Source organism: Rheinheimera sp. EpRS3 (genome assembly GCF_001513785.1).
Taxonomy (GTDB): domain Bacteria; phylum Pseudomonadota; class Gammaproteobacteria; order Enterobacterales; family Alteromonadaceae; genus Alishewanella.
This window is the reverse complement of record NZ_LNQS01000008.1, coordinates 198,904-224,767: the sequence shown is the minus strand read 5'-3', so window position 1 is coordinate 224,767 and position 25,864 is coordinate 198,904. Positions and strand designations below refer to the sequence as shown.

Here is a 25,864-nt window from a genome sequence, read left to right as displayed (position 1 = left end):
ATACCGCCTTGCTGGACAGATTATTTGCACTTAGCGCACGCGGCACATCGGTTAAACGTGAAGCTGTAGCTGGCCTGACAACCTTTATGGCCATGTCGTATGTGTTGTTTGTAAACCCTGCCATGCTGGCGCAAACCGGCATGGATCAGGGCGCGGTATTTGTTGCTACTTGTCTGGCAGCCGCCTTAGGTTGTCTGTTAATGGGTTTGTTGGCGAATTTGCCGGTAGCGCTGGCACCGGGTATGGGGCTAAATGCGTTTTTTACCTACGTTATAGTGGTAGAGCAGGGCCATAGCTGGCAAACCGCACTGGCGTGCGTGTTTTTCTCCGGTTGTTTGTTTTTGCTGCTAAGCATTTTTAAAATCCGCGAGTGGATTATAAACAGCATTCCGCTGCCGCTAAAGATGGGCATAGCCGCCGGTATTGGCATGTTTCTGGCGCTTATCGCCCTTAAAACTGCCAATATTATTGTAGCCAGCCCGGCTACGCTAGTGACGCTGGGCGATTTACACAGCCCGCAAGTGTTGCTGGCTGTGGCAGGTTTTTTCGTTATTTTTGCTCTGGCGCACCGCGGTTGGCACAGCGCAGTGTTAATCAGTATTTTACTGGTAACAGCATTAGCCTGGTGGCTTGGTGATACCCGGTTTAAGGGTGTGGTCGCGCTGCCGCCGTCCATAGCGCCTACCTTTATGCAACTGGATTTTGCCGCAGCACTTAGTTTAAGTATGTTGCCGGTTATTTTAAGCCTGTTATTTTTGGATTTATTCGATACCTCCGGCACGCTGGTGGCGGTAAGCCATAAAGCGGGTTTAATGCAAAAAAATGGCACAGTACCGGATCTGAATAAAGCGCTGATCGCTGACAGCAGCGCCACTATCTTTGGTGCGCTGTTTGGCACTTCCACCACCACCAGCTATGTAGAAAGCAGCAGTGGGGTAGCAGCAGGCGGACGCACCGGGCTAATGGCCGTGGTGACTGGTTTGCTATTTCTGGCTGCACTGTGGTTTTCACCGTTAGCGGCTATGGTGCCACCTTATGCTACAGCCGGTGCCTTGCTATACGTGGCTACTTTAATGCTTAGCAGTCTAAAACATGTAGAGTGGGATGATGTGATCCACGCCGTGCCTGTATGCGTTGTGTTGATTATGATGCCGCTGACGTTCTCTATTTCAGACGGTATTGGTATGGGGTTTATCAGTTATGCTGTGTTATGTTTAGTCACTGGTAAGCTACAGCAAACCACACTCAGTGTCTGGTTACTGGCGCTGATATTTCTGGCCAAATTTATTTGGGGATAAAATCTGATGAAACTTAGCTTCGCCATTACGCTGGTATTGCTGCTTGTGGCAGCACCGCTACAGGCAGATCGCTTTAAAGACGTGCAGGTAGAAGAAACGAAACTGGCAGATAATCTGTATATGCTGTCTGGCGCCGGTGGCAATATGGCTACCTTAATCGCCGGTGATAAGATATTGCTGGTCGACACCCAATACGCTGAGCTGGCAGACAAAATAAAAGCGAAGTTACAGCAGCTAAGCGCAAATAAAGCCTTAACCACACTGATCAACACTCATTTACATGGCGATCATGTTGGCGGTAACAGTGCGCTGGCAGCAGATATCGACATTATTGCCCACAACAATGTGCTTAGCCGTTTATCACAAGATGAAAAATTTCCGCGTAATGGTTTACCCAAGACCACCTTTAGTGACCAACTCACTTTACATTTAAACGGCCAAACCGTGCGGCTGGATTATATGCCGCCAAGCCATACTGATGGTGATATTGTGGTGTGGTTTGAGCAGGCTAATGCGGTACATTTTGGCGATTTGTTATTTGAAGGCCGCTTTCCGTTTATTGATGTCAGTAATGGCGGCTCGGTTAAAGGCTATATCGATAATACGCGCACCCTTATTGGCATGCTGAACGAGCAGACTAAAGTTATCCCCGGCCATGGCGAGTTAACCGATAAAGCCGGTGTGCAACGCTCACTGGATATGATGGAAGCCACGCTGGCCGTGGTGCAAGGCTATAAAGCCGCTGGTATGACCGAACAGCAAGCGGTAAGCAAAGGGTTGGGGCAGCAATGGCAGAGCTGGCACTGGAACTTTATTACTGAAGAGCGCTGGATTAAAACCCTGTATCATGCCGACGTAAGTGCCGATGTAAACTAGCTCTTGTGGCGTTGTCGTATGCTGGTTATGCTGTAACGATGAAAAATATGCAAAGCCGGTAAGGCTTTGTCTGTGAGCCAGGACAAGGATGAGGTTACGCGAAACGCTCGTTGCTTATATGTTGCCATTGCTGGTATTGCCGGTAATGGCTTTTGGCTATCTGGCGTACCAGTTCAGCAAGCAACATTTACAACAGGAAGCTTACTTTAAAGCAGAGCAAACCTTGTTCCGGCAGCAAACTGAGCTGACTAACTTTTTGCTGCTGCAACAAACCCGGCTTGCCATGCTGGCACAAAGCCCTTTGCTGCAACAGCATATTGCGCAACGTAACAGCACGACACTGACAGCGTTAGAGCAGCAGTTTAATCAGTATGTTATGGCTGATCAGCATATTGTTGCGCTGAAGCTGGTTAACCTGAACGGTGAATATGAAACACAGTTGCCCGCCAAAGCCGAAGTGTCGGGCATCCCGAACCGTTTTCGTAATGAATACTTCTCCTCATTGCAGGCCATGGTGGATGAGTCAGGCTATTTTTTAGCCCGCGACAACGACAGCAAAGATCTGCAGCTGTTTTTTGCCCATAAGCTATATCTCGGCTCGGTTAGCGAATCGCGACGGTTGTGGGGCTATCTGGTGGTTGTGGTCAGGCCGCAATTGTTGTCTGACATTGTTAATTATCAACATACGCCTAACAGCGTTACGTTACTGATCAGCAAAGCCGCCACCGTGACGTTTGCCAATACGCCGGCATTAATTGGCAGTGCTTTTGCACCGACTAATTTTCGTGCTATTCAGCAAAGTATTGATGCCGATAAGTTCAAGCCTGTGATATTGCTTGGACAAACACGGCTATTGCTGGGTAAAAGCCTGCCTGGCTCTTTTCAGCTGTTATATGGCCTGGATGAGAGCGAACTGTACCGCCAGCAGAAAATGCTGTCGCTGGTGCTGGTGCTGATGACGTTGCTGGTTTGCCTTATGCTGCCCTTGTTGGTGTATTGGCTGCTTATCCGCAATGTATTTGAACCGATTAAACAACTGACAGCGGCTAAAACCGCAGTAGGGCGCGGAGATTTGTCTACTCTGCTTGAAGTCACCAAGCAGGATGAGCTGGGCGACATGTTTGCTGCCTTTAATGTTATGGTACGCCAGCTACGGGTATACCGCGAACGCGAGCGCGCCTACAAACAACAACTGGAAGACAAAGTACTGCGCCGTACGCAGGATTTAGCCCGCGCCAATGATGACCTGGCGGCTGCCAACCAGGAATTGATCCTCGCCCGTGAAACCGCCGAGCAGGCTAACCGGCTAAAAAGTGTATTTCTGGCGAATATGAGCCATGAAATCCGCACTCCACTTACTGCCATTATTGGCTTTTCAGAGCAGGCCCAGACAGAGCCTGATAACGACAAACGGCAAAACTATCTGCAGCGGGTACTAAAAAGCGGTGATCACTTACTTGGATTGATTAACGATATTCTGGATTTATCTAAAATTGAAGCTGAAAAACTGGAATTGCTGCACGAGCACTTTAACTGTTTAGCACTGATAGATGATGTATTTCAGTTAACCCGCAGCCAGAGCGAAGCCAAAGGCCTGACCTGCCAGCTGGATTTACAATTCCCCTTACCGCTGATGCTGTATAACGACGTGTTAAGGTTCAGGCAGGTGCTATTAAACCTGACCAGCAATGCCGTCAAGTTTACCCAACGAGGCAAAATAATTATCAGTGTGTCTTTTGATGCTATTACAGAACAGCTGTCAATTAAGGTAAAAGACACCGGTATAGGTATGTCGGCGGAAGAGCTGGGGCGTATTTTTCAGCCATTTGTGCAGGCTGATGCCACGGTTACCCGCCATTTCGGCGGTACCGGCCTGGGTTTGTGTATTTCAAAGAAGCTAATGCAGCAAATGCGTGGGGATATTCAGGTTGAAAGTGTAAAAGGCATTGGCAGTTGCTTTGAACTGCAATTTGACTGTTCTGGCCAGCTAACTGAACTGGTGCACTCATTCTCAAAAGAAGCCCAGGCCACTTCGCACAATACTGAAACGACTGCAGTACACCAACTGCATATATTGGTAGCAGAAGATAACCCCGATAATCAGCTATTGCTGCAGTTGATGCTGGAAAAAGCCAATACCAGTTGTGTATTGGTAGATAACGGCCATAAAGCGGTAGAGCGGGCGTTGGCGGAAGATTTTGATCTGATTTTTATGGATATGCAAATGCCGCTAATGGGCGGCGAAGAGGCAACACAGTTAATACGCCATGCTGGTATTGATACGCCGGTTATTGCTGTGACGGCAAATGTAATGACCGAAGATCTCGAACGTTACAAACGTGCCGGTTGCCAGAGCTTACTGGCCAAACCGGTTAACCATAAAGAGCTGATCGCGCTGTTAGCAAAGTACACAAACCAGACGATATCAGCGGTAAATAGCCTGGAGCAACAACTGGCGCAAGACCCGCAGATGCAGGCATTAAAGCGGCAGTTTGCTGCCCAGCTCCCGCAGTTATATCAGGAGCTGATGCAGTATTTCAATGCAGCTCTGTGGCGGGAATTGGCGTTTGCAGCACATAGCCTTAAAGGTAGTGCGGGCAGCATGGGGTATCCGCAACTTACCCGGTTGGCAGGTGAGCTTGAAGTTGCAGCTAATACGCAGCAACAGGACGAGTGCTTGCAGTTGTTGATACAAATACAGCTTAATATTCAGGCAGATAATGAAGATAAAACAGTTTCTGATGTCTGATAATTTTACAGCTACCCCGCAGTTGGCGCAGAATAACCACCTGCCAGCGTTTATAGGGTGCAAAGTATGCCGCGCCGCCTATACTGAACAGGTAATACAACATCTTGATCGGGCAGTTAATTATGCCTATGCACCCTAATCCGGAGCCTTTTTATGCCAGCACAGCAGCAGTTGCTTCAGATCCTCGAACGTAAAATACAGCAAGACCAGCTGATATTGCCGACATTACCAGATGTCGCCCTGACTGTACGACGCCGGGCGGCTGAGCCGAATGTCAGCCTGCAGGAAATGGCAGATGTGATTGCGCAGGACCCGGCACTGGCTGCCCGCATGATCAAAGTTGCTAATAGTGCCTTTATGGGCCGCTCGATCAAAGTTTCTACGCTGAATCAGGCAGTAACGCGGATTGGGCTTAGCCAGATCCGTAATATTGCTATTGCCATGGCACTGGAGCAGGTGTTTGTGTCTAAACATAAACAAGTGCAGCAACAACTGGATGCATTGTGGCAAAGCAGTGTGCAGGTGGCTAGTGTCGCGGTTGCCTGCTTGTCGTACTACAATAGCCGTGAGGTGCGTACCGGTTTAAATAAAGACGTACTGACATTAATGGCATTGGTGCATAACATCGGTGCTTTACCTATAGTGGCCGAGGCCGAGCGGCAGGAAGCGTTACTCGGCGATCCGCGTTTTTTATTGCATCTGGCCACCAGTTTATCTACTGATGTCAGTCTTCGGATTATGTATGCCTGGGCTTTTGCTGAGCCATTTCAGCAAGTGGCATCAAACTGGCAAAAATTACAGCCAGACAAACCAGGGCCAGGCTATACCGATTTTATCCGTTTGGCTGTCATTGCCAGAGATGGCTATGCAGATAAAGAGCTGCAGCAGCGTTTATTGCGTTATTACATGACGATGCAGATGGTGCCACAGCAAGATTTTATGCAACACCCTGATATACAAGCGGTATACCAGGATGTGCGTGCTGTTTTCAGTTAAGCGGGGTTTGCTTATTCAGCCGTGCCAAGTTGTTGGCTGATACTCAATAATGCCTTATTCAGCGCAGCAGCCATTAACATAAGGTCGGCATCCAGCCTTGCTGTCAGATCTTCCCAGCCCAGTTCGTCGTTCTGGCCGGTTAGTAAGTCATGAAATTTAATCCGTTTTATTGCACCGTCATCGGTTATCTGCACTGACAAGCCTTCGCTTTGTTCCAGGCTGATGCTGGTGACCAGTTTATCCTGAAGATGGCTTTGTACTTCATCTGCTGACAGCAGATGATTACTGAATTTAACTTTGGCACCTTCTTCATCCGGCGCTTTAAGTTCAGCATCACTGCCCTGGACAAACCCTTGCGGCAATGCTTGATTTTGCAGCCACAGCTGTAAACTGGCATTCAGTTTATGGTTATCAAGCCAGGGTAGTGCAGGCAGCGAGCCCAGTGCTTTACGCAGTAAAGCCAGCACATCTTCTGCTTTGCTGGCACTGCTGGTGTTGATCACCAGCCACTGATTTTGCGGATCATAGTAGCCCTGAGTTAAAGAAGAGCGGCTAAAGGCTCTTGGTAACAAGCTCAGCTGTAACTCTTCTTTCAGGCTTTGTTTTTCTTTACGGCTGAGTGGCCGGCCTTTTTCCTGTTCCATAGCTTCGAGCTTAGGTTGCATTTCTTCATTAATTACCGCTGCCGGCAGTATTTTTTCCTGCCGTTTTACCGCAAAAAATACTAACTGAGCACACTGATGGCAGTATTGTTTAATGCTATGGTGTAGCGGAAAACTAAACCCTGTTCTGACAGCTTCCTGCGCGGTTAGCGGGGTAAATTTGAATTCAGTAAGGGCTTGTTCCCACTCAGCAACATCAGTACTGAGTGGCGCACTTAGCTTATAAACACGAACATTCTTAAACCACATAATTCACTCTAAACAATAAATCCGGAGCGGCAGTATAACGTGGATTAGCCTGTTATTTTCAGGTTTTTTGGAAAGCAGATATGGTAGTGCAAACCTTTACCCGGTTCACTGCTGACCTGAATACTTCCCCCCAGCGTCTGGCGTACCAGATTATAAGTGATATGGGTGCCCAGGCCACTGCCACCCTGATCACGTTTAGTGGTAAAGAAAGGGTGAAACAGTTTTTCCAGTTGCTCCGGGGTCAGGCCTCTACCGTCGTCGCTGTACTTAATGTCTACGTTGTCGTCTTCGTCCAGCACAGTAATACGGATCAGGCCACTGTCCATATCTTCAAAACCATGGATTAACGAATTCATCAGTAAGTTGGTGAAAATTTGCGAGATAGCACCCGCCGGGCAATTCAGCATAATGTTGTCCGGGCAGTTTACTTCAATATGGTGATGGGTCTTTTTAAAGTTAGGCTGCAAGGAGCGGATAACTTCGTGCAGATATTCAGCCAGATTTATCGTCCGAATGGCTTCGCTGGTTTGATCTACGGCAATTTGCTTAAAGCTGGCAATCAGTTCTGATGCGCGGATCAGGTTTGATTGCAGCAGTTCAGAGCCTTGCTTGGCTTCTTCAATAAAATGCTCCAGCGCTTTGGGCGACAAGGTTTTATCATGATACGCCTGCTCCAGCGCATGAATTTTTTCAGCCAGAAAGCTGGTTGCGGTAACACCAATGCCGACAGGGGTATTGACCTCATGCGTAATACCGGCAACCAGGCCACCAAGTGCGGCCATTTTCTCCGACTGCACCAACCTATCCTGCGCCTGTTTTAAGTCATCAACAATTTTTTCCAGCTCGGTTTGTTTACCACGCAGGGCATCTTCAGTGTGGCGGCGGCGTTCTATTTCTTCACGCAGGCTTTGTTGTTTTACTTCCAGTTCTTGTTTTTGTTGTTGCAAATCCATCATAGCCTGGCTCAGGCCAGAGGTTTTACGCGCAACTTCCTGCTCTAACATCAGGTTTTGCTGATCCAGCTTTTCATTTGACAGCATCAGCTGTTTTTGTGTGGTTTCCAACTGGTGTTTGTAATCCTGTACTCGGCCAATTAAGCGGTTAAAGGCATCGGCCATAACACTTAATTCTGAGGTGTCGCCATGTTGTATTTCGACTTTGGCACCGTCGAGCTGATCCAGCTCCAAATCTTCAATTTGTTGAGTCAGCTCTGTCAGAGGTACGGTGAGCTGCCGGCGAAATGCCAGTAAAAACAAGATAATAAGGAAAGTGGTTTTGAGCATGGCATTGCCAATCAGGAAATAAATACCGACTTTTATCCTATCGATCACCACGGCCCGGCTTGAGAATAGCGTGACGTCGCCTACCTGGGTTGCCCGGCCGGAAAACTCAAAAATAAGCGGAAAAGTATAACCAAAAATACCGGATTGCTGCTCGGTAAGGCGCACACCTTCCCTGACCAGTTGGGTGCTGAAACGCTCCTGTATATCAATATAACGGCCCAATTGAGTAATTACTGCACCGCTGTCATCGCGCACTATAATGCCTTCTATTGCCGGTATAGCCAGTAAACCATCGGCAATAATCAGCGCCTGCTGGGTATTCAGCTCCCATATTGCGCGCGTAAGGCTACCAGAGAAGGTTTGCTGCAGGGTTTCAAGTTCGCCGTTGATATGATTCTTAGTATTAAAATACTCCGCAACAATTTGTCCCAGTGTTACTACAAATGTCAGGATAAAATAAACTGACAACACCTTAGTCAGGAGCTTACGGGATAAGCTTTTATGTTGCATGAATTAACCTTGAGTAACGAAACATTATTAGTATTATACCGCTACCATAACCAATAACCTGAGCTTTGAAAATAGCATTGCTGCGGGATAGGGTTAGTTGTTACAGCTTGTGTCAGCTATTTATAGCTCAGATATTGCTTTATAGCGGCACCCTGTATATATTTTTTAACCTATTTACGCCAAACACATTATAACAATACAGGCTGCTGTAAATGGCTTTAACTGCACTTATTTGCGACGATTCCCTGCTTGCCCGGAATCAGTTGAAAAAATCTCTACCGTCTGCTTTTGATGCCGACATTATTACCGCCAGTAACGGGGTAGAAGCCCTTACGATCTTGAGATCGCGCGAAGTTGGGCTGGTATTTCTCGATTTGACGATGCCAGAGCTTGATGGTGTTGGTGTGCTGGAGGCCATCAAGGCTGATGCAATGGACTGCCTGGTTATTGTGGTGTCTGCCGATATTCAGCCCGAAATGCAAAAACGGGTAATGGAACTAGGCGCGCTGGCATTTGTACAAAAGCCTGCCACCGCCGATAAACTTGCTGATGTTATGCACAAGTACGGTTTGATATGACAGAACTGCATTTCACCGATGTGCAGCGTGATTGCCTGCAGGAGCTGGTTAATGTTGCTATGGGGCAGGCCAGTGACAAGCTGGCACGTTACCTTGGCACTTTCGTGCATCTGCAGGTGCCGGCTATTGCTCTGGTAGAGGCTGCGCTGTTATCGCAGCATTTTGCCAGCCGTTATCAGCAACAAAGCGCAACACTGGTGAGCCTGGGGTTTTTTGGTGATCAGGGGCTGCGTGGTGAAACCATCATGTTGTATCAGCTGGCGAATGTCGGGGTGATTGCCCAATTGCTGGGTTACAGCGATGATGCGGTTTCTGAGGCTGAAATGCTGACCGATATCAGTTCGGTGCTGACAACCACTTTTTTAAGTGGGCTGGCAGAGCAACTGGAAAACAGTTTTTCGTATGCTGCGCCGCGTATTTTATCTAGCCGTGATAAGGATTTTGCTGACAAACTGGCCTACACGGCGGAGCAATGGCAACTGGCACTGCAGGTCGATATCCGTTATCAGTTAACCGACTACAGTTTTAACTGTGACATGATTCTGCTTATTCCCGGAGAGGCGGTACTGCGGTTGCGTCAGACACTGGACAACATTCTGGCAGATTTTTGATGCAACTGGACTGGCTACTGCAACCTTTACTGACTCAGCTTAATACCGGTGTGTTGGTATTGGATGCACAATACCGGGTGGTATTTTTTAATCAGTTTATTGCCCGGCGTGCCGACGTGGATCTGGCTAAAGTGCAGGGTAACTTGCTGGAAGATGTTTTTGCTGACTTACCTCTGGCCTGGCTGCGACGCAAACTGGACAGCGTGTTGCATTTGCAGGTTCCGGCGTTCAGCAGCTGGGAGCAGCGGCAGTACATTATTAAATTAGCCCATCTGCGCCCTCTTAGCAGCGACAGCCAGTATATGGCCCAGAACTGCAGTATGCTGCCTCTTACTGCGCCGGATGGCGTATCGCGCTACATTTGCTTGCTGATTGAAGATGCCACCGACGCTTATGTATATCAGCAGCAATTACAGCAAAGCGTAATGCAGCTGGAACATGCCAACCGCACCGATGGCTTAACCAGTGTGTATAACCGTCGTTACTGGCAGCAGCAACTGGGGTATGAAATTCAGCGTGCTGAGCGCTATCAGCATCCGTTGTCTTTGTTGTTATTCGATCTGGATAAATTTAAAGATCTTAATGATCAATACGGCCATCAGGGCGGCGATTTTGTGCTGATCGAGTTATCACGACTAATTGGTTCATTGCTCAGAGACACCGATTTGTTCGGCCGTTATGGCGGCGAGGAATTTGGCATTATATTGCCCGATACTGGCATGACAGGCGCGCTGCAGGTGGCTAACCGCATTTGCGACACCGTTGCCCAGCATAAAATGCTATATAACCAGCAGACACTCAAAGCCACCATCAGCATTGGTGTGGTGTCCTACTTTGATCAAAGTGTTGATGAGCTGATCCAACGCGCCGATACGGCGCTGTATTGTGCCAAAAGACAGGGGCGTAATAGGGCCGTTGCCTATCAACCAGAGCTTGAAGGTTACCTTAAAAAGGTAAAATAGCCGGTGTGAAAAATTAGCCGTTGACAGACGTCTACAAGTCTGTGCATAGTGAAGCCATGAAAATAAAAACCACGACACTCACCACCATTATTATTACCACCAACCCTTCGGGGTAGGAGGTCGGCGGTGTGTTGTCTGTAGAAAAGACCCGTGACCTCAAATGTCACGGGTTTTTTTTTGGCTCTGTTGTGCAGAGCTGTTACCGAATAAACCAAGTATCGCGATAACTGACAATAACAGTAAATTAAGCGAAGGAGTTTAAAATGAGGGTGCTCAAGTTTGGCGGATCGTCACTGGCGTCAGTAAACCGTTTTGCCGGAGTCGCACAGATAGTGCAGCAGCAAACGGCGACGGACAGTATTTGTCTGGTGTTATCTGCGCCACAGGGCGTAACCAATACGCTGGTTGAGCTAACCGATTTAGCCTATTTGGGGTCGGATTTCAGCCCGCTGTTACAGCAGTTGCTGCAGCGCTATCAGGCTCTGGCCAGTGAGGCGCTGGCGTTATTTCCAGCAGCAGAGCTAAGCGGTTTAGATGATGTTATTAGCCAGCAGCACACGCAGCTGCAAGCCCAGCTTACCGGTATGCAGTTGCTCAGGCATTGCCCTGACCATATTAAGGCGCAAATTCTGGGATTGGGCGAGCAATTCAGCGTGGCTCTGATGACAGCGTTGCTCACTGCTAAGCAGGTACAAACCGTTGCACTGGATGGTGTGAAACTGGTTAAAAGTAGTGGCGATTATTTAAATGCCACGGCAGATATTGCCGCATCGGAGCTGACGTTACAGCATGCTATCGCCAGCCAGAGCGCACAGGTGTATGTGATTGCCGGCTTTGTGTCCAGCAATGCACAGGGTGAAACCTGTTTGCTGGGGCGTAACGGCTCCGATTACTCCGGTGCTATTGTTGCTGCCAGTATCCGCGCCAGCGCCTGCGAGATTTGGACTGACGTAGATGGTGTGTACAGCGCCGATCCGCGTCAGGTTAAAAATGCCAAGTTAATTGATAAATTGTCTTACGACGAAGCGATGGAGTTATCGTACTTTGGCGCCAAGGTGCTGCATCCGAAAACCATAGGCCCACTGGCACGGTACAATATCGCCTGTTTTATCAAAAATACCCTTAATCCGTCAGCTCCTGGCACCTGCATTGATAATAACGGTGAAGGCGATGCGCTGGTTAAAGGTATTTCCAGCCTTGAGCATCTGGCATTGGTCACGGTATCCGGCCCGGGTTTAAAAGGCGTGGTGGGTATGGCCAGCCGGGTATTTGCCTCTATGGCGCGGGCGCATATTTCTGTCAGCCTGATCACCCAGTCATCATCAGAATTCAGTATCAGCTTTTGTGTACCGCAGTTGCATTTAACGGCAGCCAAAAATGCCCTGCAGCAAGAGTTCGAGTTAGAGCTGCAAACCGGTTTGCTGCGCCCGCTGAGTATTTTGTCTGATATGGCAATTGTTAGCCTGGTCGGTGATGGTATGCGCCAACACCGCGGTGTAGCGGCGAAGTTTTTTGCATCGCTGGCGCAGGCGCGGGTTAATGTAGTGGCCATAGCACAGGACAGCAGCGAACGTTCTATTTCTGCGGTGATTGAGCAGGCAGCCTGTAAAAATGCCGTAAAAGTGTGCCATGAAAACTTTTTCAGCCATATCCCCAGCATTGATGTATTTCTGGTTGGCTGTGGTGTGGTGGGTAGCGAACTGCTGCAACAAATTCAGCGCCAACAGGCCTTTTTACATAGCCGCCAGGTTAAGGTAACAGTGTACGGCATTGCCAATAGCAAGGCGGTATTGTTGCACAGTGACGGCATTGATTTATCACAGTGGCAACCTCAGCTGGCAGAGGCTAAACAGGCATTTTCTCTGGATACGCTGAACCAGTTTGCCCAGCAGCAGCATCTGACAAATCCGGTACTGGTAGATTGCACCAGCTCAGAGCAGGTTGCGGCGCAATATGCTGATTTTATTGCCGCGGGTTTCCATGTGGTAACACCGAATAAAAAAGCCAATACGGCCTCTTATGCTTATTATCAGCAACTGCGTCAGCTGGCGCAGCAACATCGCCGCCGCTTTTTGTATGAAACTACCGTTGGCGCCGGTTTGCCGGTTATTGATACCTTACAGGGGTTGCTCAATGCCGGTGACGAATTACTTGCTTTTGAAGGTATCTTGTCAGGGTCGTTATCTTACATTTTTGGTGAGCTGGAAGCCGGTGTCAGCCTGTCTGACGTCACTAAAAAAGCCCGGACAATGGGCTTTACCGAGCCGGATCCACGCGATGATCTGTCCGGCATGGATGTCGCGCGCAAGCTGTTAATTCTGGCGCGTGAAGCCGGTATGGCGCTGGAGCTGAGCGATGTTGAAGTAGAATCAGTATTGCCCGCAGATTTTGCAGCCGGGGCCAGCACAGATGATTTTATCGCCGGCTTACCGCAGCTTGATGACAGCTTTGCCAAACGTATTAATGCCGCCAGAGCTGAAGGTAAAGTGCTCAGATATATTGGTGAAATTGCAGACGGCAAGTGCCGGGTAGCCATTAAAGCGCTGGCAGCAGATCATCCGCTGGCAAAGGTTAAAGATGGTGAAAATGCGCTGGCTATTCATACCCGCTATTACCAGCCTATTCCGTTTGTACTGCGTGGTTATGGCGCAGGTGCGGCGGTAACATCGGCAGGCGTATTCAGCGATATTATGCGCACCCTTGGCTGGCAACAACAGGTGTAATAACGATGCAGCAGTTTTCTTATTTAAAGCGTTATTACGCCCCGGCGTCTACCGGTAATTTTTCGGTTGGTTTTGACTTGTTAGGCGCCGCTTTTGAACCGGTAAACGGTGAACTGTTTGGCGATGTACTGGATATCTGCGCTGAGCAGGCAGAGCTGAGCTTAGAAATTGTTGGCCGCTACCTGCATCAGTTACCGGCAAATAGTACAGATAATCTGGTATTAAGCTGCTTTTATGCCTTTGAACAAAAGCTGGGCCGCACCTTACCGCGCCTGACGCTGCGACTACATAAAAACCTGCCGGTGGGCAGTGGGTTGGGCTCCAGCGCCTGTTCGATAGTGGTGGCCTGTTATGCCTTTAATGATTACTTTGGTAAACCATTATCTGAGGCCGAATTGCTGCAACTGATGGCGCAAGCGGAAGGTGGTGTTAGTGGCAGTGTGCATTATGATAATGTCGCGCCATCTTACTTTGGTGGCCTGCAACTGATGTTGCCGCAAAGCCCGCATATTTGCCGTACTTTACCCTGGTTTGAGCATTGGCGGGTGGTGCTGAGTTACCCAGGCACGGTGTTATCGACCAAAGCGGCACGCGCCGTGTTGCCGCAGCAGTTGAGTTTGCCTCACAGTATTGCTTTTGCTGGTATGTTAAGCCGTTTTATCAGTGCGCTGTATGCCGGTGATGAAACGGATGCTGCAGGTGCATTGCAAGATCTGGTAGCAGAGCCCGCCCGCACACCGCTTATTCCTGAATTACCTTCGCTCAGGGCAGCTTTAATGGCAGAAGGGGTGTTGCATGTTGGTATCTCAGGTGCTGGCCCCACCTTATTTGCATTGTGCCGCAATGAAGCGCAGGCTCAGCTTGCCGCTGACTATTTATCGCGGCATTATGAAAAGAATCAGGACGCGACCACGCAAATTTGTCGCTTATCATTGGCTGGCGCACGGACGCTGTAGGAAAGAATAATGATGTTAACGAATATTAAAGTACCTGCCGAGCAGGTGAGTTTTTTACAGGCAGTACGCCAGGGGTTGGGGCAGCAGCAAGGCTTATTTTTCCCGACCAGCTGGCCTAAACTGGATATTGATAAGCTGCTTGGCATGTCACTGGTAGAGCGAAGCAGTGCTATTTTGCAGGCATTAATCGGTGACGAGCTAAGCCAGGCAGAAGTCACGCAGATGGTTAGCAGTGCCTTTACCTTTCCGGCACCACTGGTGCCGGTAACCGATGACGTAAGTTGTCTGGAGTTGTTTCACGGGCCGACCCTGGCGTTTAAAGATTTTGGCGGCCGTTTTATGGCTCAGGCGCTGGCAAAGGCGCAAGGCGGTAAGAAAACCACTATTGTTACTGCAACATCGGGCGATACCGGTGCTGCCGTGGCACATGCTTTTTATCGCCAGAGTGGTGTGCAGGTGGTGATTTTATTCCCCAAAGGCAAAATCAGCCCGTTACAGGAAAAGCTGTTTACCACTTTGGGCGAAAATATCACCACGCTGGCGGTTGAGGGCGATTTTGATCAGTGTCAGGCACTGGTAAAACAGGTATTTGATCACAAGGCGCTGGTAGAAAAACTCAGTATTAACTCGGCTAATTCGATTAATATCAGCCGCTTATTTGCCCAGATTTGCTATTACTTTGAAGCCGTAGCACAGGTGCCTGCCGAAAAACGTGATCAGATAGTTATTGCGGTACCCAGTGGTAACTTTGGTAATTTAACTGCCGGTTTAATTGCTAAAACTTTGGGTTTGCCCATTAAACGTATGGTTGCCGCGACTAATGCTAATGACACAGTACCGCGTTATTGGCGCAGTGGCAGCTGGCAGCCAAAAGCCACTGTTGCCACACTGTCAAATGCAATGGATGTAGCCGCACCGAATAACTGGCCAAGGGTAGAGGCGCTGCTGGCACAAGGCGTAATTAACCGCACTGATATTGAAGCAGTAATGGTAGATGAAGACGATACCGTGTTTGGCGTACGGCAATTGTCGCAGCTTGGCTATTTAAGCGAGCCGCATGCAGCGGTGGCTTTTAAAGCGTTAAAGCGCAGCTTGCAGCAAGGCGAATACGGCATTTTCCTCGGTACTGCTCACCCGGCTAAATTTAAAGAGCAGGTAGAGAATATTCTGGGTACTCCGATAGCGTTGCCGGAAGTGCTGGCGCGCTGTGCCTCAGAGCAGGGGCTGAGCAAAGACATTCCGGCAGATTTTGCTGTGCTGCAGCAAGAGCTATTAAAACTGGAGCAAGCCTGATGCCGTGGCAGCAGCTATTGGGGCAGGAGAAAACCCAGCCCTATTTTATTGAGACCCTGGAGCAGGTAAAGCAGGCGCGCCAGGCCGGGCAGGTAATATATCCGCCTGAAAGTGATGTGTTTAATGCCTTTAAGCTGACCGGGCTGGATAACCTGAAAGTGGTGATCCTGGGGCAGGATCCTTATCACGGGCCGAATCAGGCGCATGGTCTGGCATTTTCTGTACGCCAGGGCGTGCGGGTGCCACCATCACTGCAAAATATGTATAAAGAACTGGCACTGGAGTATGCCGATTTTCAGATCCCACAGCATGGCTGTCTGGAAAGCTGGGCCCGCCAGGGGGTATTGTTGCTTAATACCGTGCTGACTGTAGTGGCGACTCAACCCAATTCGCACCGCCATTTAGGCTGGGAGCAATTTACCGATAAGGTCATTGCCCAAATCAGCGTACAATGTCAGGGCATCGTATTTCTGCTTTGGGGCTCGCACGCGCAGAAAAAGGGCCGTCTGATCGACCGGCAACGCCATTTTGTGCTGGAAGCACCGCATCCGTCACCGCTGTCTGCTCATCGCGGCTTTCTTGGCTGTGGCCACTTCAAACAGGCAAATGAGCTACTGGTTAAGCAGGGTAAAGACCCGGTTAACTGGCAGATTTAACAACTGCTTATTCTATTTTAGTAAGCCAGCTAGTAGCTGGCTTACTGCTTTTTATCAACTCCATAATACATTTACGCCTGCTTTGAGCGGTAATTTCTGTCTCTGTTTCAGATCCATTTGACAATGCCAGAACCTGTTGTCTACTTTTAGGTAACAAAATATATTTGGGTTGGGTACAGATGTTTTGTTTTATATTTTATGTTTGGTTTATTAAAGCGAGTTAACAAAAATAGCCTTTAATAATGTGTAGTAATGACATTTATTGTAAAACAACTCAGTTGTTACCCCGCACAATGTAAATTTCCACTTAAGCATATTATTGGCATAACCCGTTATGTTGGTTATAAGTCAATGTATTAATGGATGAAGGTTATGGCAACTAGTGTTGAAGAGCTAACGGTTATTGATCGCTCAACCGGAGGGAGCAGTGAGCTGCCTTTTGGGGATATTTCCCTTACTGGCAACTCAGTGGTGAAAATTCCGGCTTCACATACCAGCGTTACTTTTAGCCAACGGCTGGGTGATGATTTGGTATTAAAGTTTACCGACGGCAGCACGCTAAATGTTCGCAACTTTTTTGCCAGTAATGACAACCAGGTGGTGTTTGAAGATGGCGGATCATTGTGGCTGGGGCAGTACGATGGCGGGTTAAATGCACTGCAGTTTACTGAGCTTCAATCTCTGGACGCATTAATGCTGGTTCCTGCTGCATCTGCCGGCGTAAGCTGGCTGGCTATTGGTTTGGGTGCTGCCGGGGTTGCCGCCTTAGCGGCAGGCGGCGGCAGTAGCGGCGCAGATGATAACTCTGTTAATCCTCCTCCGGTTTCGCTGCAGCCGCTGTCAGATTTGGCAGTGAATGCTACAGGTACAACCCTTATTGGCCGAGGGCAGCCGGGGTTTACTGTTACAGTACGCAATACCGCCGGTGAGGTTATTACCACGGGCACGGTAGCTGCAGATGGTTCATTTTCAGTTCCATTGTCTCCAGCGCAAACAGACGGCGATTTGTTAAACGTAACGCAAAGCAACAGCGCAGGTAATGAATCTGCGAGCCTTACAGTTGCTACTCCGGATTTAACTGCGCCGGAGGCAGCTACTAATTTGCAGGTTGGCAGCGATGGTTCAGTATTAAGCGGCGAAGGGGAGCCAGGAGCGGTTGTAACGGTACGTAATGCTGCAGGTGATGTTATTGGCACTGGGACGGTTGCTCAGGATGGCCAGTTCAGTATTACGCTATCTCCTGCTCAGATTGATGGTTCAACCCTTAGCGTGGCACTGACAGACAGTGCAGGCAATGTTTCACAGGCCTCAATGGTTAGCTCACCTGATAATACTCCACCGGTAGCGGCGTCAGATTTGCAGGTTAGTATCAACGGCAGTGTTATCAGTGGCCGTGGCGATCCTGGTTCAGTAGTTACAGTGCGTAATCAGGCCGGTGATATTGTTGGCATTGGTATGGTTAATATTGACGGTAGTTTCAGTATTAACCTGTCGCCCGCCCAAGCCGATGGTGCTGCTTTATCGATTACCCTGACGGATGCTGCTGGTAATATGTCGTCTGTGGGGACAGTGAATACACCAGACTTAACACCTCCACCCGCGCCTTCCTCCCTTGAGGTAAGTAATGATGGCACTGTGCTGACCGGACGGGGTGAGGCCGGAGCAACTGTAACGGTGCGTGATGCTACCGAGCAGGTAGTGGGTTCGGGTATTGTGGCTGCTGATGGCAGTTTTAGCGTTGTGTTATCGCCACCACAGGTAGAAGGGGCGCCACTAAATGTTGTACTAACCGGCAGCAACGGTAATACATCTGAAAGCAGTGCAGTACAAAGCCCGGATTTAGTGACGCTGCAAATGCCAACAAATGTGACGGTGCAGGCCAATGGAACTATGGTGCAGGGTCTTGCTCAGCCTGCCGGCGCGGAAGTGATGGTGCATAATGCGGATAATCAGATGGTTGGCTGGGGTATGGTTAACCCTGATGGCAGCTTTACCGTTATGTTGAACCCTCCGCAGAATGATGGCCGGGTGTTGCGGTTATCGCTAAGAATGGGGGATCAGTATTCTTCGCCGGTCTGGTCAGATACACCGGATATAACCCCTCCTGCAGCACCGGATAATCTGCAGCTCAGCGCTGATGGTTTAACTGTCAACGGTAGTGGTGCTGCGGGTAGCACAGTTACAATCCGTGATAGTGCCGGCGTTCTGGTGGGTACCGGTACAATTTCAGCAAGCGGCCTTTTTTCGATTAACCTGCTCTCAGCACAAATTGATGGCAGTGCACTTCAGATCACATTAACCGATGCTGCAGGTAATCAATCAGCCGCAGCTGCAGTCAGCAGCCCTGATCTTACAGCACCGAATGTACCGGTTAGTCTGCAGATTATTAACAGTGGACAGAAACTGATCGGTAGTGGCGAGCCTGGTTCTGTAGTCAGGGTGCTAAGCGCAAATAATGAGGTTCTGGGCATTGGTGCGGTACTACCTGACGGCAGCTTTAATATCAGCTTAATCCCGGCACAAATGGATGGTGCAGCACTGCAGGTTACATTAACCGATGCCGCGGGTAATACCTCTGTTGCAGGTAATGTCAGCAGCCCGGATTTAACGCCACCGGCGGCCCCGCAGAGTGTACAACTAAATGCTCAGGGCACAGCACTAAGCGGCACAGGCGAAGTGGGCGCGACGGTGAAGGTGTTAAACGCCGCCGGGTTGCTAGTGGGTAGTGGCATAGTGCAGGCTGATGGCAGTTTCAGTATTACCCTGAACCCACCACAGATAGACGGTGGGCAGTTAAGCGTAGTGCTGACAGATAATGCCGGTAATACCTCAGCCGCCGCGACCTTGCAAAGCCCGGATTTGGTGGAAATAGCCGCACCGGTGGATCTGAGCGTGAGCCCGGATGGCACAACGCTTAATGGCGAAGGCACCGCAGGTACGCAGGTTCAGGTATGGAATGCTGCCGGCGAGCAGGTTGGCAGTGGCACAGTGCAGGGTGATGGTAGTTTTAGTATTGCACTGACGCCGGTGCAACAGGATGGGGGGGCCTTGCAGGTTATATTAACCGATGGTGCAGGCAAATACTCAGCGCCGGGTTTAGTGAGCACTTTTGATAATACTGCGCCGGATATCCCGGTTAATTTACAGGTTAGTGCTGATGGCAGCAGTGTAAGTGGCAGTGGTGAAGCTGGCGCAATGGTAACGGTGCGTGACGCAGCCAACCAGATAGTGGGTACAGGCACAGTGCAGGCTAATGGGAGTTTCAGTGCCACACTGACTCCGGCGCAAACAGATGGTGCAGCCTTAAGCGTTACTTTAACTGATGCAGCCGGTAATACGTCTTTGGTAGCTACTGTTAACACGCCTGATCTGCAGGCACCGGCTATGCCGGATAATCTGGGTGTGAGTGCGGATGGTCTGACCTTGAGTGGTACCGGTGAACCCGGTGCAGTTGTTACTGTGCGCAATATGGCAAACCAGATTCTTGGTACCGGCACAGTGCAGGCTGATGGCAGTTTTGATATCACTTTATCTGTAGCCCAAACAGATGGCTCATTGCTAAGTGTTACGTTGACCGATGTTGCGGGTAACACATCGATTGCTGGCAGTGTCAACAGCATTGATTTAGTTGCTCCGGCAATACCGCAAAATTTGCAGATCATGGCTGATGGTACGCAAGTCAGCGGAGATGGTGAGGTAGGGGCGACTGTCACCATACGTGATAATACAAATGCAGTTGTCGGCTCAGGAGTGGTAGAAGCGGATGGCAGCTTTACCATTACCTTGATGCCTGCACAGCAGGATGGCGGGTTGTTAAGTATCGTATTGACAGACAGCGCTAATAACAGCTCTGACGCAGGTTGGCTTAGCAGCCCTGATCTGATTGCACCTGATATGCCGCTAAATCTCAATATCAATGCTGCAGGCACTTTAGTAAGCGGGCAGGGAGAACTTGGGGCTCTAGTTAAAATATATAATGCTGCGGGCGATCTCGTTGGCTCAGGGCTGGTTGGCCCCGATGGAACCTTTACAGTAACCTTGTTTCCGGTTCAGGGTGACAGCGGCGTACTAAGTGTCACCCTGACTGATGCCGCCGAAAATGAATCGGCTGCTGGTTTACTAAATGCCCCTGATCTTATTCCTCCGGCAGCACCGGTAAATGTAGTGATAAACGTTGATGGCAGCAGCTTGACAGGCAGTGGTGAGGTTGATGCAGTCGTCACGGTGCGTAATGCGGCTAATCAGATTGTCGGCACCGGTACAGTGCAAGGCGATGGTTCTTTTAGTATTACGCTGAACCCGCTGCAAAATGACGGCGGACAACTGAGTATTACTTTAACAGACAGCGCCGGCAATGTGTCTGCTGCGGGGCAACTGGCAAGCCCGGATCTTATTGCGCCAGATATGCCACTTGCTTTGCATGTTAGTACAGATGGTAGCAGTTTAACCGGTTCCGGTGAGGCAGGCACTGTCGTTACTGTGCGCAATGCCGCTAACCAGATAGTGGGTACCGGTACAGTGCAGGCTGATGGCAGTTTTACTATTTTGCTCTCTCCTGTTCAGGGTGATAGTGGTGTATTAGATGTAACACTAACCGACGCTGCCGGGAACATCTCAGTGGCTGGCAATGTGAGCGCGCCGGATCTTATAGCCCCGGATATACCGGTTAATCTGCAGATCTCAGCTGATGGTGTCACGGTAACCGGAGAAGGCGAAGCCGGTGCTATTGTCAGGATATACAACAGTGACGATTTACAAATAGGTAGTGGCCTGGTGCAGCCTGATGGCTCTTTCAGTATTACGCTTAATCTGTTACAAAACGATGGCAGCCCAGTGCAGGTTACATTAACCGATGCAGCAGGTAATATCTCTGCTGCAGCTATAATTGCCAGCCCGGATCTTACCGCCCCCGATGCGCCGTTAAACCTGCAACTCAATGCCGATGGCAGTACATTAACCGGTACTGGTGAGCCCGGGGCCGATGTCAGCGTGCGTAACGTGCTAAATGCAGTAGTAGGAACCGGCACAGTTTTGCCAGATGGCAGTTTCAGTATTAGCCTTGTTCCTGTTCAGAATAATGGCGGCAGCCTCAACGTGGCGTTGACAGACAGTGCCGGTAACACTTCTGGCAGCAGTACGGTTAATGCGCCTGATCTTATTGCGCCCGATATGCCGACTAACCTGCAGGTGAGTGCAAACGGCAGTATCCTCAGTGGTACCGGTGAAGCAGGTACTACCATCACTGTGCATAATGCGGCCAATCAGATTGTAGGTTCAGGTACAGTGCAACCTGACGGCAGCTTTACGCTTTCATTATTCCCGGCTCAGGGCGATGGCGGGTTACTTAGCATAACGTTGGCAGATGCTGCGGGTAATACGTCAGTAGCGGGCACCATTGCCAGCCCGGATCTGATAGCACCGGATCTCCCGCTTAATTTACTGGTAAATGCCAGTGGTACTTTATTGAGCGGAACCGGTGAAGCAGGCACTGAGGTAACGGTGCGCAATACAGCAAACCAGATAGTGGGTACTGGCACAGTACAAGTGGATGGCAGTTTCAGTGTCACACTAACACCGGCGCAAACAGATGGCTCATCTTTAAGCGTTACATTAACCGATACCGCTGGCAATACCTCCGTTGCGGGTGATATTGCCAGCCCGGATTTGATAGCTCCGGACGCACCCTTTAATCTTCAGGTCAATGCGACCGGCACTTTGTTAAGCGGCAGTGGCGAGGCAGGGACATCAGTAACGGTGCGTAATGCATTAAATGAAGTTATCGGGACAGGCACAGTATTGGCTAACGGTAGTTTCAGTATCGTATTTACTGTGCCACAAGGAGATAGCGGCCTATTAAGCATAACCCTGACTGATGCTGCCGGTAACACCTCGTTAGCCGGAACTGTCAGCGCCCCGGATCTGATCCCGCCTGCAATGCCTTTAGCCTTGCAGGTTAATGCTGAAGGTACCAGTATCTCAGGAACAGGTGAAGCCGGCACAGTGGTCACAGTGCGCAATGCCACTAATCATATTGTTGGCTCCGGAGTTGTCCAGGGTGATGGCAGCTTCAGCATTGCACTTAATCCGCCACAGGTAGATGGTGGAGAGCTAAGAATAACCCTTACTGATGCAGCGGGTAACGCCTCTGACGCTGGCTTTGCTATGTCGCCTGATCTTATTGAAATTGTTGCGCCGGTTAATTTGGGTATGGATGGCGCTGGCACTGAACTGACCGGTGAAGGCGAAGCTGGCAGCATTGTTACTGTCTGGAATGAGGACGGCCAGCAGGTAGGAAGCGGGGTGGTACTACCCAATGGTACCTTCAGCATTACTTTGGTTCCGGCGCAAATTGACGGGCGCTCGCTGGAGGTGGTACTAAGCGATGGCGCCGGTAAATATTCTGCCCCAGGCCTGATAATAAGCCCGGACCTGACTGCGCCTGATATGGCAGCAGCGCTGCAGGTTAACGCCGATGGCAGCCTGCTGACCGGCACTGGCGAGGCTGGGGCAACGGTTGAGGTACACAATGCAGCGAATCAACTATTAGGTACCGGTACTGTACAACCTGATGGCAGTTTCAGTGTTACGCTCGCTCCGCCACAACAAGATGGAACAGCATTACAGTTGACGCTGACAGACGCGGCAGGTAATACCTCTGTCGTGGCTAATGTCAGCACTCCTGATCTGATAGCGCCGGCAGCTCCGGCAAATTTACAGGTGAGTGCCGATGGTTTGAGCCTGACCGGCAATGGTGAAGCCGGGTCAACCGTTACCGTAAGTAATGCGGCGAACCAGATAATAGGCACTGCCACTGTGCAGGGCGATGGCAGCTTTACTGTAGCGTTAGGCCCGGCACAAAATGACGGTTCATTGCTACAGGTAAGCCTGACAGATACCGCCGGTAATATTTCTGATACTGGTTTAGTGCTCAGCCCGGATCTTGTTGCCCCGTCAGCGCCGGCAAATTTGCAGGTCAGTGCCGATGGTTTAAGTCTCAGCGGCAACGGCGAAGCGGGGGCGACTGTAACGGTGCGCAATGCAGTAAACCAGATAGTCGGCACTGGCCTGGTTCAGCCTGATGGTAGCTTTATTATTACGCTGCTTGCAGTGCAAGGTGACAGTGGCGTGCTAAGTGTTACTTTAACCGATGCTGCGGGTAATTCCTCCGACGCAGCCAGCGCCAATGCTCCGGATTTAATTCCACCAGCGGTGGCTGACAATCTTAGCATTAATGCGCCGGGTACAGAGTTAACCGGCGAAGGTGAACCCGGTGCCACGGTAACAATATATAACGCTGATGCAGACGTTGTCGGTACCGGTATTGTGGCTGTAAACGGTGTTTTTACTATTGCACTTAACCCCGCGCAGGACAGCGGTGGCTTGTTATCTGTCGTGTTGGCAGACAGCAGTGGCAATATATCTGCCGCAGCACAGTTGGCTGCGCCTGTGGTGGTTGATATCGCTGCTTTTGACAATGCAGCGACTGCAAAAGTGAATATTCTGCCAACTGAAACGCAAAGCTCTGCTGGTAGCGCGGCTTATACGTTGCTACTGGGGTTACTGGGTGCGATTAACTTACAGTTGCTGGCAACACCTTCTATCGGTTTTACCGTAGCCGATGGTAGCGAAGGCCAGATTACCCTGACGTTGGATACGTTACTGGCAATTGATGCGCTGGGCGAGCACCGTATTGTACTGCAAGTAAAGCAGGACGGGCAGTGGCAGGCTATCAGTGGTGTCGGTCAGGCATCTTTCTTGTCGGTTAGTCTGTTGGCAGATAACGCCAAAGGTGTTGTTGTTGAAGGTTTGGCGGCAGGGGAGTACCGCGCTTTTGTTGCGATTAACGCTTTGGTAGGGTTAAGTATTGCTACTACCCTGTCTGGTGCCCTTATTCAGGCAGATTACAGCAACCCGCATGGTTATGATGATATTGCTGCATCGGGCAATGTACTGGCAGATTTAAATGATGAATCACAGCAAGATCTGCTCACTGTAAATACCGTTGTCAGCCAGGTTAACCAAACTGTTGTGGCAGCAGCGGGCAACACTGTTATTCAGGGCCAGTACGGCCAACTAACAATAGATGCTGCAGGTAATTACACCTATACCCCAGATGCTAATGCCACTGTTATCGGCAAGGCTGAACAATTCCAGTACCGTATTATTGATACTGCAACCGGCCGGCAGAGTACAGCCACTTTATATGTACGCATTGACAGCGATCAGGTTGATTTGGTTTGGGGTGAGCCAGGCAATAACGCCGAACTGGTGCTATCAGCGGGTAACAACAGTGCGGTTGCCGCTGTGGTATATAAAAATGTGGTTGATGCACCTGTAACCAATCTGCTGGGCACTTTTAACACACCCGGAGCTATTCTGGTTAACCCTGGTAAGGGCAGCGGCCAGTTTGCTTTTCAGGTAGATGCCAATGATGTTTCCAATATCATTATTTATGCCGGTACTTCACTGGCTGTAGCAGTGTTACCCACGTTCTCTGTGGTGCTGGAAAAGTCGAATGGTGCCGGTGGCTGGGTCGCGGTACCCGGCGGCAGTGTCAGTGGCACGGCGTTATTGGGTTTACCTCTGGTAGGCACCGGAGTATCACTCAGTCTTGATGGCCTCACCGGTGGCAATTATCGTATTACGGTTAATACCAACAATACGATTGGCGGCTCTTTTCTGTCCAGTGTGCAGTTGGTACAAACAATAACTCACCTTGATGAATACACAGTGGACACCAACCCCGGTGTCAGCGGTAATATTTTGGCGAATGATGTGCTGGGCTCCAGTTTTACCAAATTGTTTGTTAAAGGCAGCAGCGGGTTATATCAGGAGGTGAATTATGCCGGTATTAGTATTACCGGTAGTTATGGTGTGCTGCATATTAATAAACACGGTGACTATGTTTATACCCCAAATGGTAGCCAGCATCATACAGCCGATGTTACAGAACTGTTTGAGTATCAGCTGCGCCATCCCGGAGGGGAGATCATCACAGCCAGGCTTGAGATACAGCTGGATGTAGCAGGCGCAGGTGTATTATCTGGTAATGCTGTATTGCAAAGTGATGGTGAAGACGCTGTTGATACCCATGCGGATAACCCGCAGGTGTATGAGCAACCGGGGTTATCTCACGAAGGCTGGTCACCGGATTTTGATCTGCTAACTGCAAAAATGCAGTATACAGCTGAGCTTGCTACAGGGCTTGATTTACACCTGTCACAGTTGCTTGATACCGGCCAGCATATTCAGCTTCGCAGCACCGAAGCATCACGGGTGGCACTCACAGCGGATAACTGGCAAGTAACAACAGATATGCATAACTTAAGACTGCTGGCAGAGCAGGAATATTATCATCAGAATAATATGTCAGTTGTCTGAACCTGACAAAGCTAAGGATATGGGTCTGATAACCAAAAGGAGCAGGATAGCAACGTGGCGACAGTTATGCGCTGTCAAAGT

At 49.7% G+C, this 25,864-nt stretch carries 14 protein-coding genes; 12 read left to right on the top strand and 2 right to left on the bottom strand.

Annotated elements, in window-relative coordinates:
- Window positions 1-8: 8 nt before the first annotated feature.
- From AR688_RS09650 to AR688_RS09635, 4 genes are all read left to right on the top strand, one after another.
- Window positions 9-1,298 (top strand): NCS2 family permease, encoded by a 1,290-nt coding sequence (locus AR688_RS09650; protein WP_068232629.1) that lies wholly within the window; start codon window positions 9-11, stop codon window positions 1,296-1,298.
- Between the two features lie 6 nt (window positions 1,299-1,304).
- Entirely contained in the window at window positions 1,305-2,174 is an 870-nt protein-coding gene (locus AR688_RS09645; RefSeq protein ID WP_068232626.1) for an MBL fold metallo-hydrolase, read from the top strand.
- 88 nt (window positions 2,175-2,262) lie between these two features.
- Window positions 2,263-4,923 (top strand): ATP-binding protein, encoded by a 2,661-nt coding sequence (locus AR688_RS09640; protein ID WP_068232624.1) that lies wholly within the window; start codon window positions 2,263-2,265, stop codon window positions 4,921-4,923.
- A gap of 153 nt (window positions 4,924-5,076) precedes the next feature.
- Entirely contained in the window at window positions 5,077-5,919 is an 843-nt protein-coding gene (locus AR688_RS09635; RefSeq protein ID WP_068232623.1) for an HDOD domain-containing protein, read from the top strand.
- An 11-nt stretch (window positions 5,920-5,930) separates the two neighbouring features.
- Here AR688_RS09635 and AR688_RS09630 read toward each other — a convergent pair whose 3' ends face one another.
- Window positions 5,931-6,830, bottom strand: coding sequence for a recombination-associated protein RdgC (locus AR688_RS09630; protein ID WP_068232620.1), 900 nt, complete (start codon window positions 6,828-6,830; stop codon window positions 5,931-5,933).
- A gap of 44 nt (window positions 6,831-6,874) precedes the next feature.
- Window positions 6,875-8,623, bottom strand: coding sequence for a sensor histidine kinase (locus tag AR688_RS09625; RefSeq protein ID WP_068232618.1), 1,749 nt, complete (start codon window positions 8,621-8,623; stop codon window positions 6,875-6,877).
- 212 nt (window positions 8,624-8,835) lie between these two features.
- On the opposite strand from AR688_RS09625, the gene AR688_RS09620 reads away from it, so the two are divergent.
- The 8 genes from AR688_RS09620 to AR688_RS09585 all read left to right on the top strand — a co-directional run bounded on the left by AR688_RS09620 (window position 8,836) and on the right by AR688_RS09585 (window position 25,783).
- A complete protein-coding gene (locus AR688_RS09620; RefSeq protein WP_068232615.1) occupies window positions 8,836-9,201 on the top strand; it encodes a response regulator in 366 nt (121 codons plus the stop codon).
- Window positions 9,198-9,812, top strand: coding sequence for a chemotaxis protein (locus tag AR688_RS09615; RefSeq protein ID WP_068232612.1), 615 nt, complete (start codon window positions 9,198-9,200; stop codon window positions 9,810-9,812). Before AR688_RS09620 ends, AR688_RS09615 begins: the two co-directional genes overlap by 4 nt.
- The gene (locus tag AR688_RS09610; protein ID WP_068232611.1) at window positions 9,812-10,774 is read left to right on the top strand and encodes a GGDEF domain-containing protein; all 963 of its coding nucleotides are present in this window, start codon (window positions 9,812-9,814) and stop codon (window positions 10,772-10,774) included. Before AR688_RS09615 ends, AR688_RS09610 begins: the two co-directional genes overlap by 1 nt.
- A gap of 263 nt (window positions 10,775-11,037) precedes the next feature.
- On the top strand, window positions 11,038-13,497 hold the full coding sequence (gene thrA, locus AR688_RS09605) for a bifunctional aspartate kinase/homoserine dehydrogenase I (protein WP_068232608.1): 2,460 nt from the start codon (window positions 11,038-11,040) through the stop codon (window positions 13,495-13,497).
- 5 nt (window positions 13,498-13,502) lie between these two features.
- A complete protein-coding gene (thrB, locus tag AR688_RS09600) occupies window positions 13,503-14,453 on the top strand; it encodes a homoserine kinase (protein WP_068232606.1) in 951 nt (316 codons plus the stop codon).
- A gap of 9 nt (window positions 14,454-14,462) precedes the next feature.
- The gene (gene thrC / locus AR688_RS09595) at window positions 14,463-15,746 is read left to right on the top strand and encodes a threonine synthase (protein WP_068232604.1); all 1,284 of its coding nucleotides are present in this window, start codon (window positions 14,463-14,465) and stop codon (window positions 15,744-15,746) included.
- Window positions 15,746-16,402, top strand: a complete 657-nt coding sequence (gene ung / locus AR688_RS09590) for a uracil-DNA glycosylase (protein WP_068232600.1) — start codon at window positions 15,746-15,748, stop codon at window positions 16,400-16,402. The genes thrC and ung overlap by 1 nt, the downstream gene beginning before the upstream one ends.
- Window positions 16,403-16,774: 372 nt before the next feature.
- On the top strand, window positions 16,775-25,783 hold the full coding sequence (locus tag AR688_RS09585) for a BapA/Bap/LapF family large adhesin (protein ID WP_068232598.1): 9,009 nt from the start codon (window positions 16,775-16,777) through the stop codon (window positions 25,781-25,783).
- The last annotated feature ends 81 nt before the right edge of the window (window positions 25,784-25,864 follow it).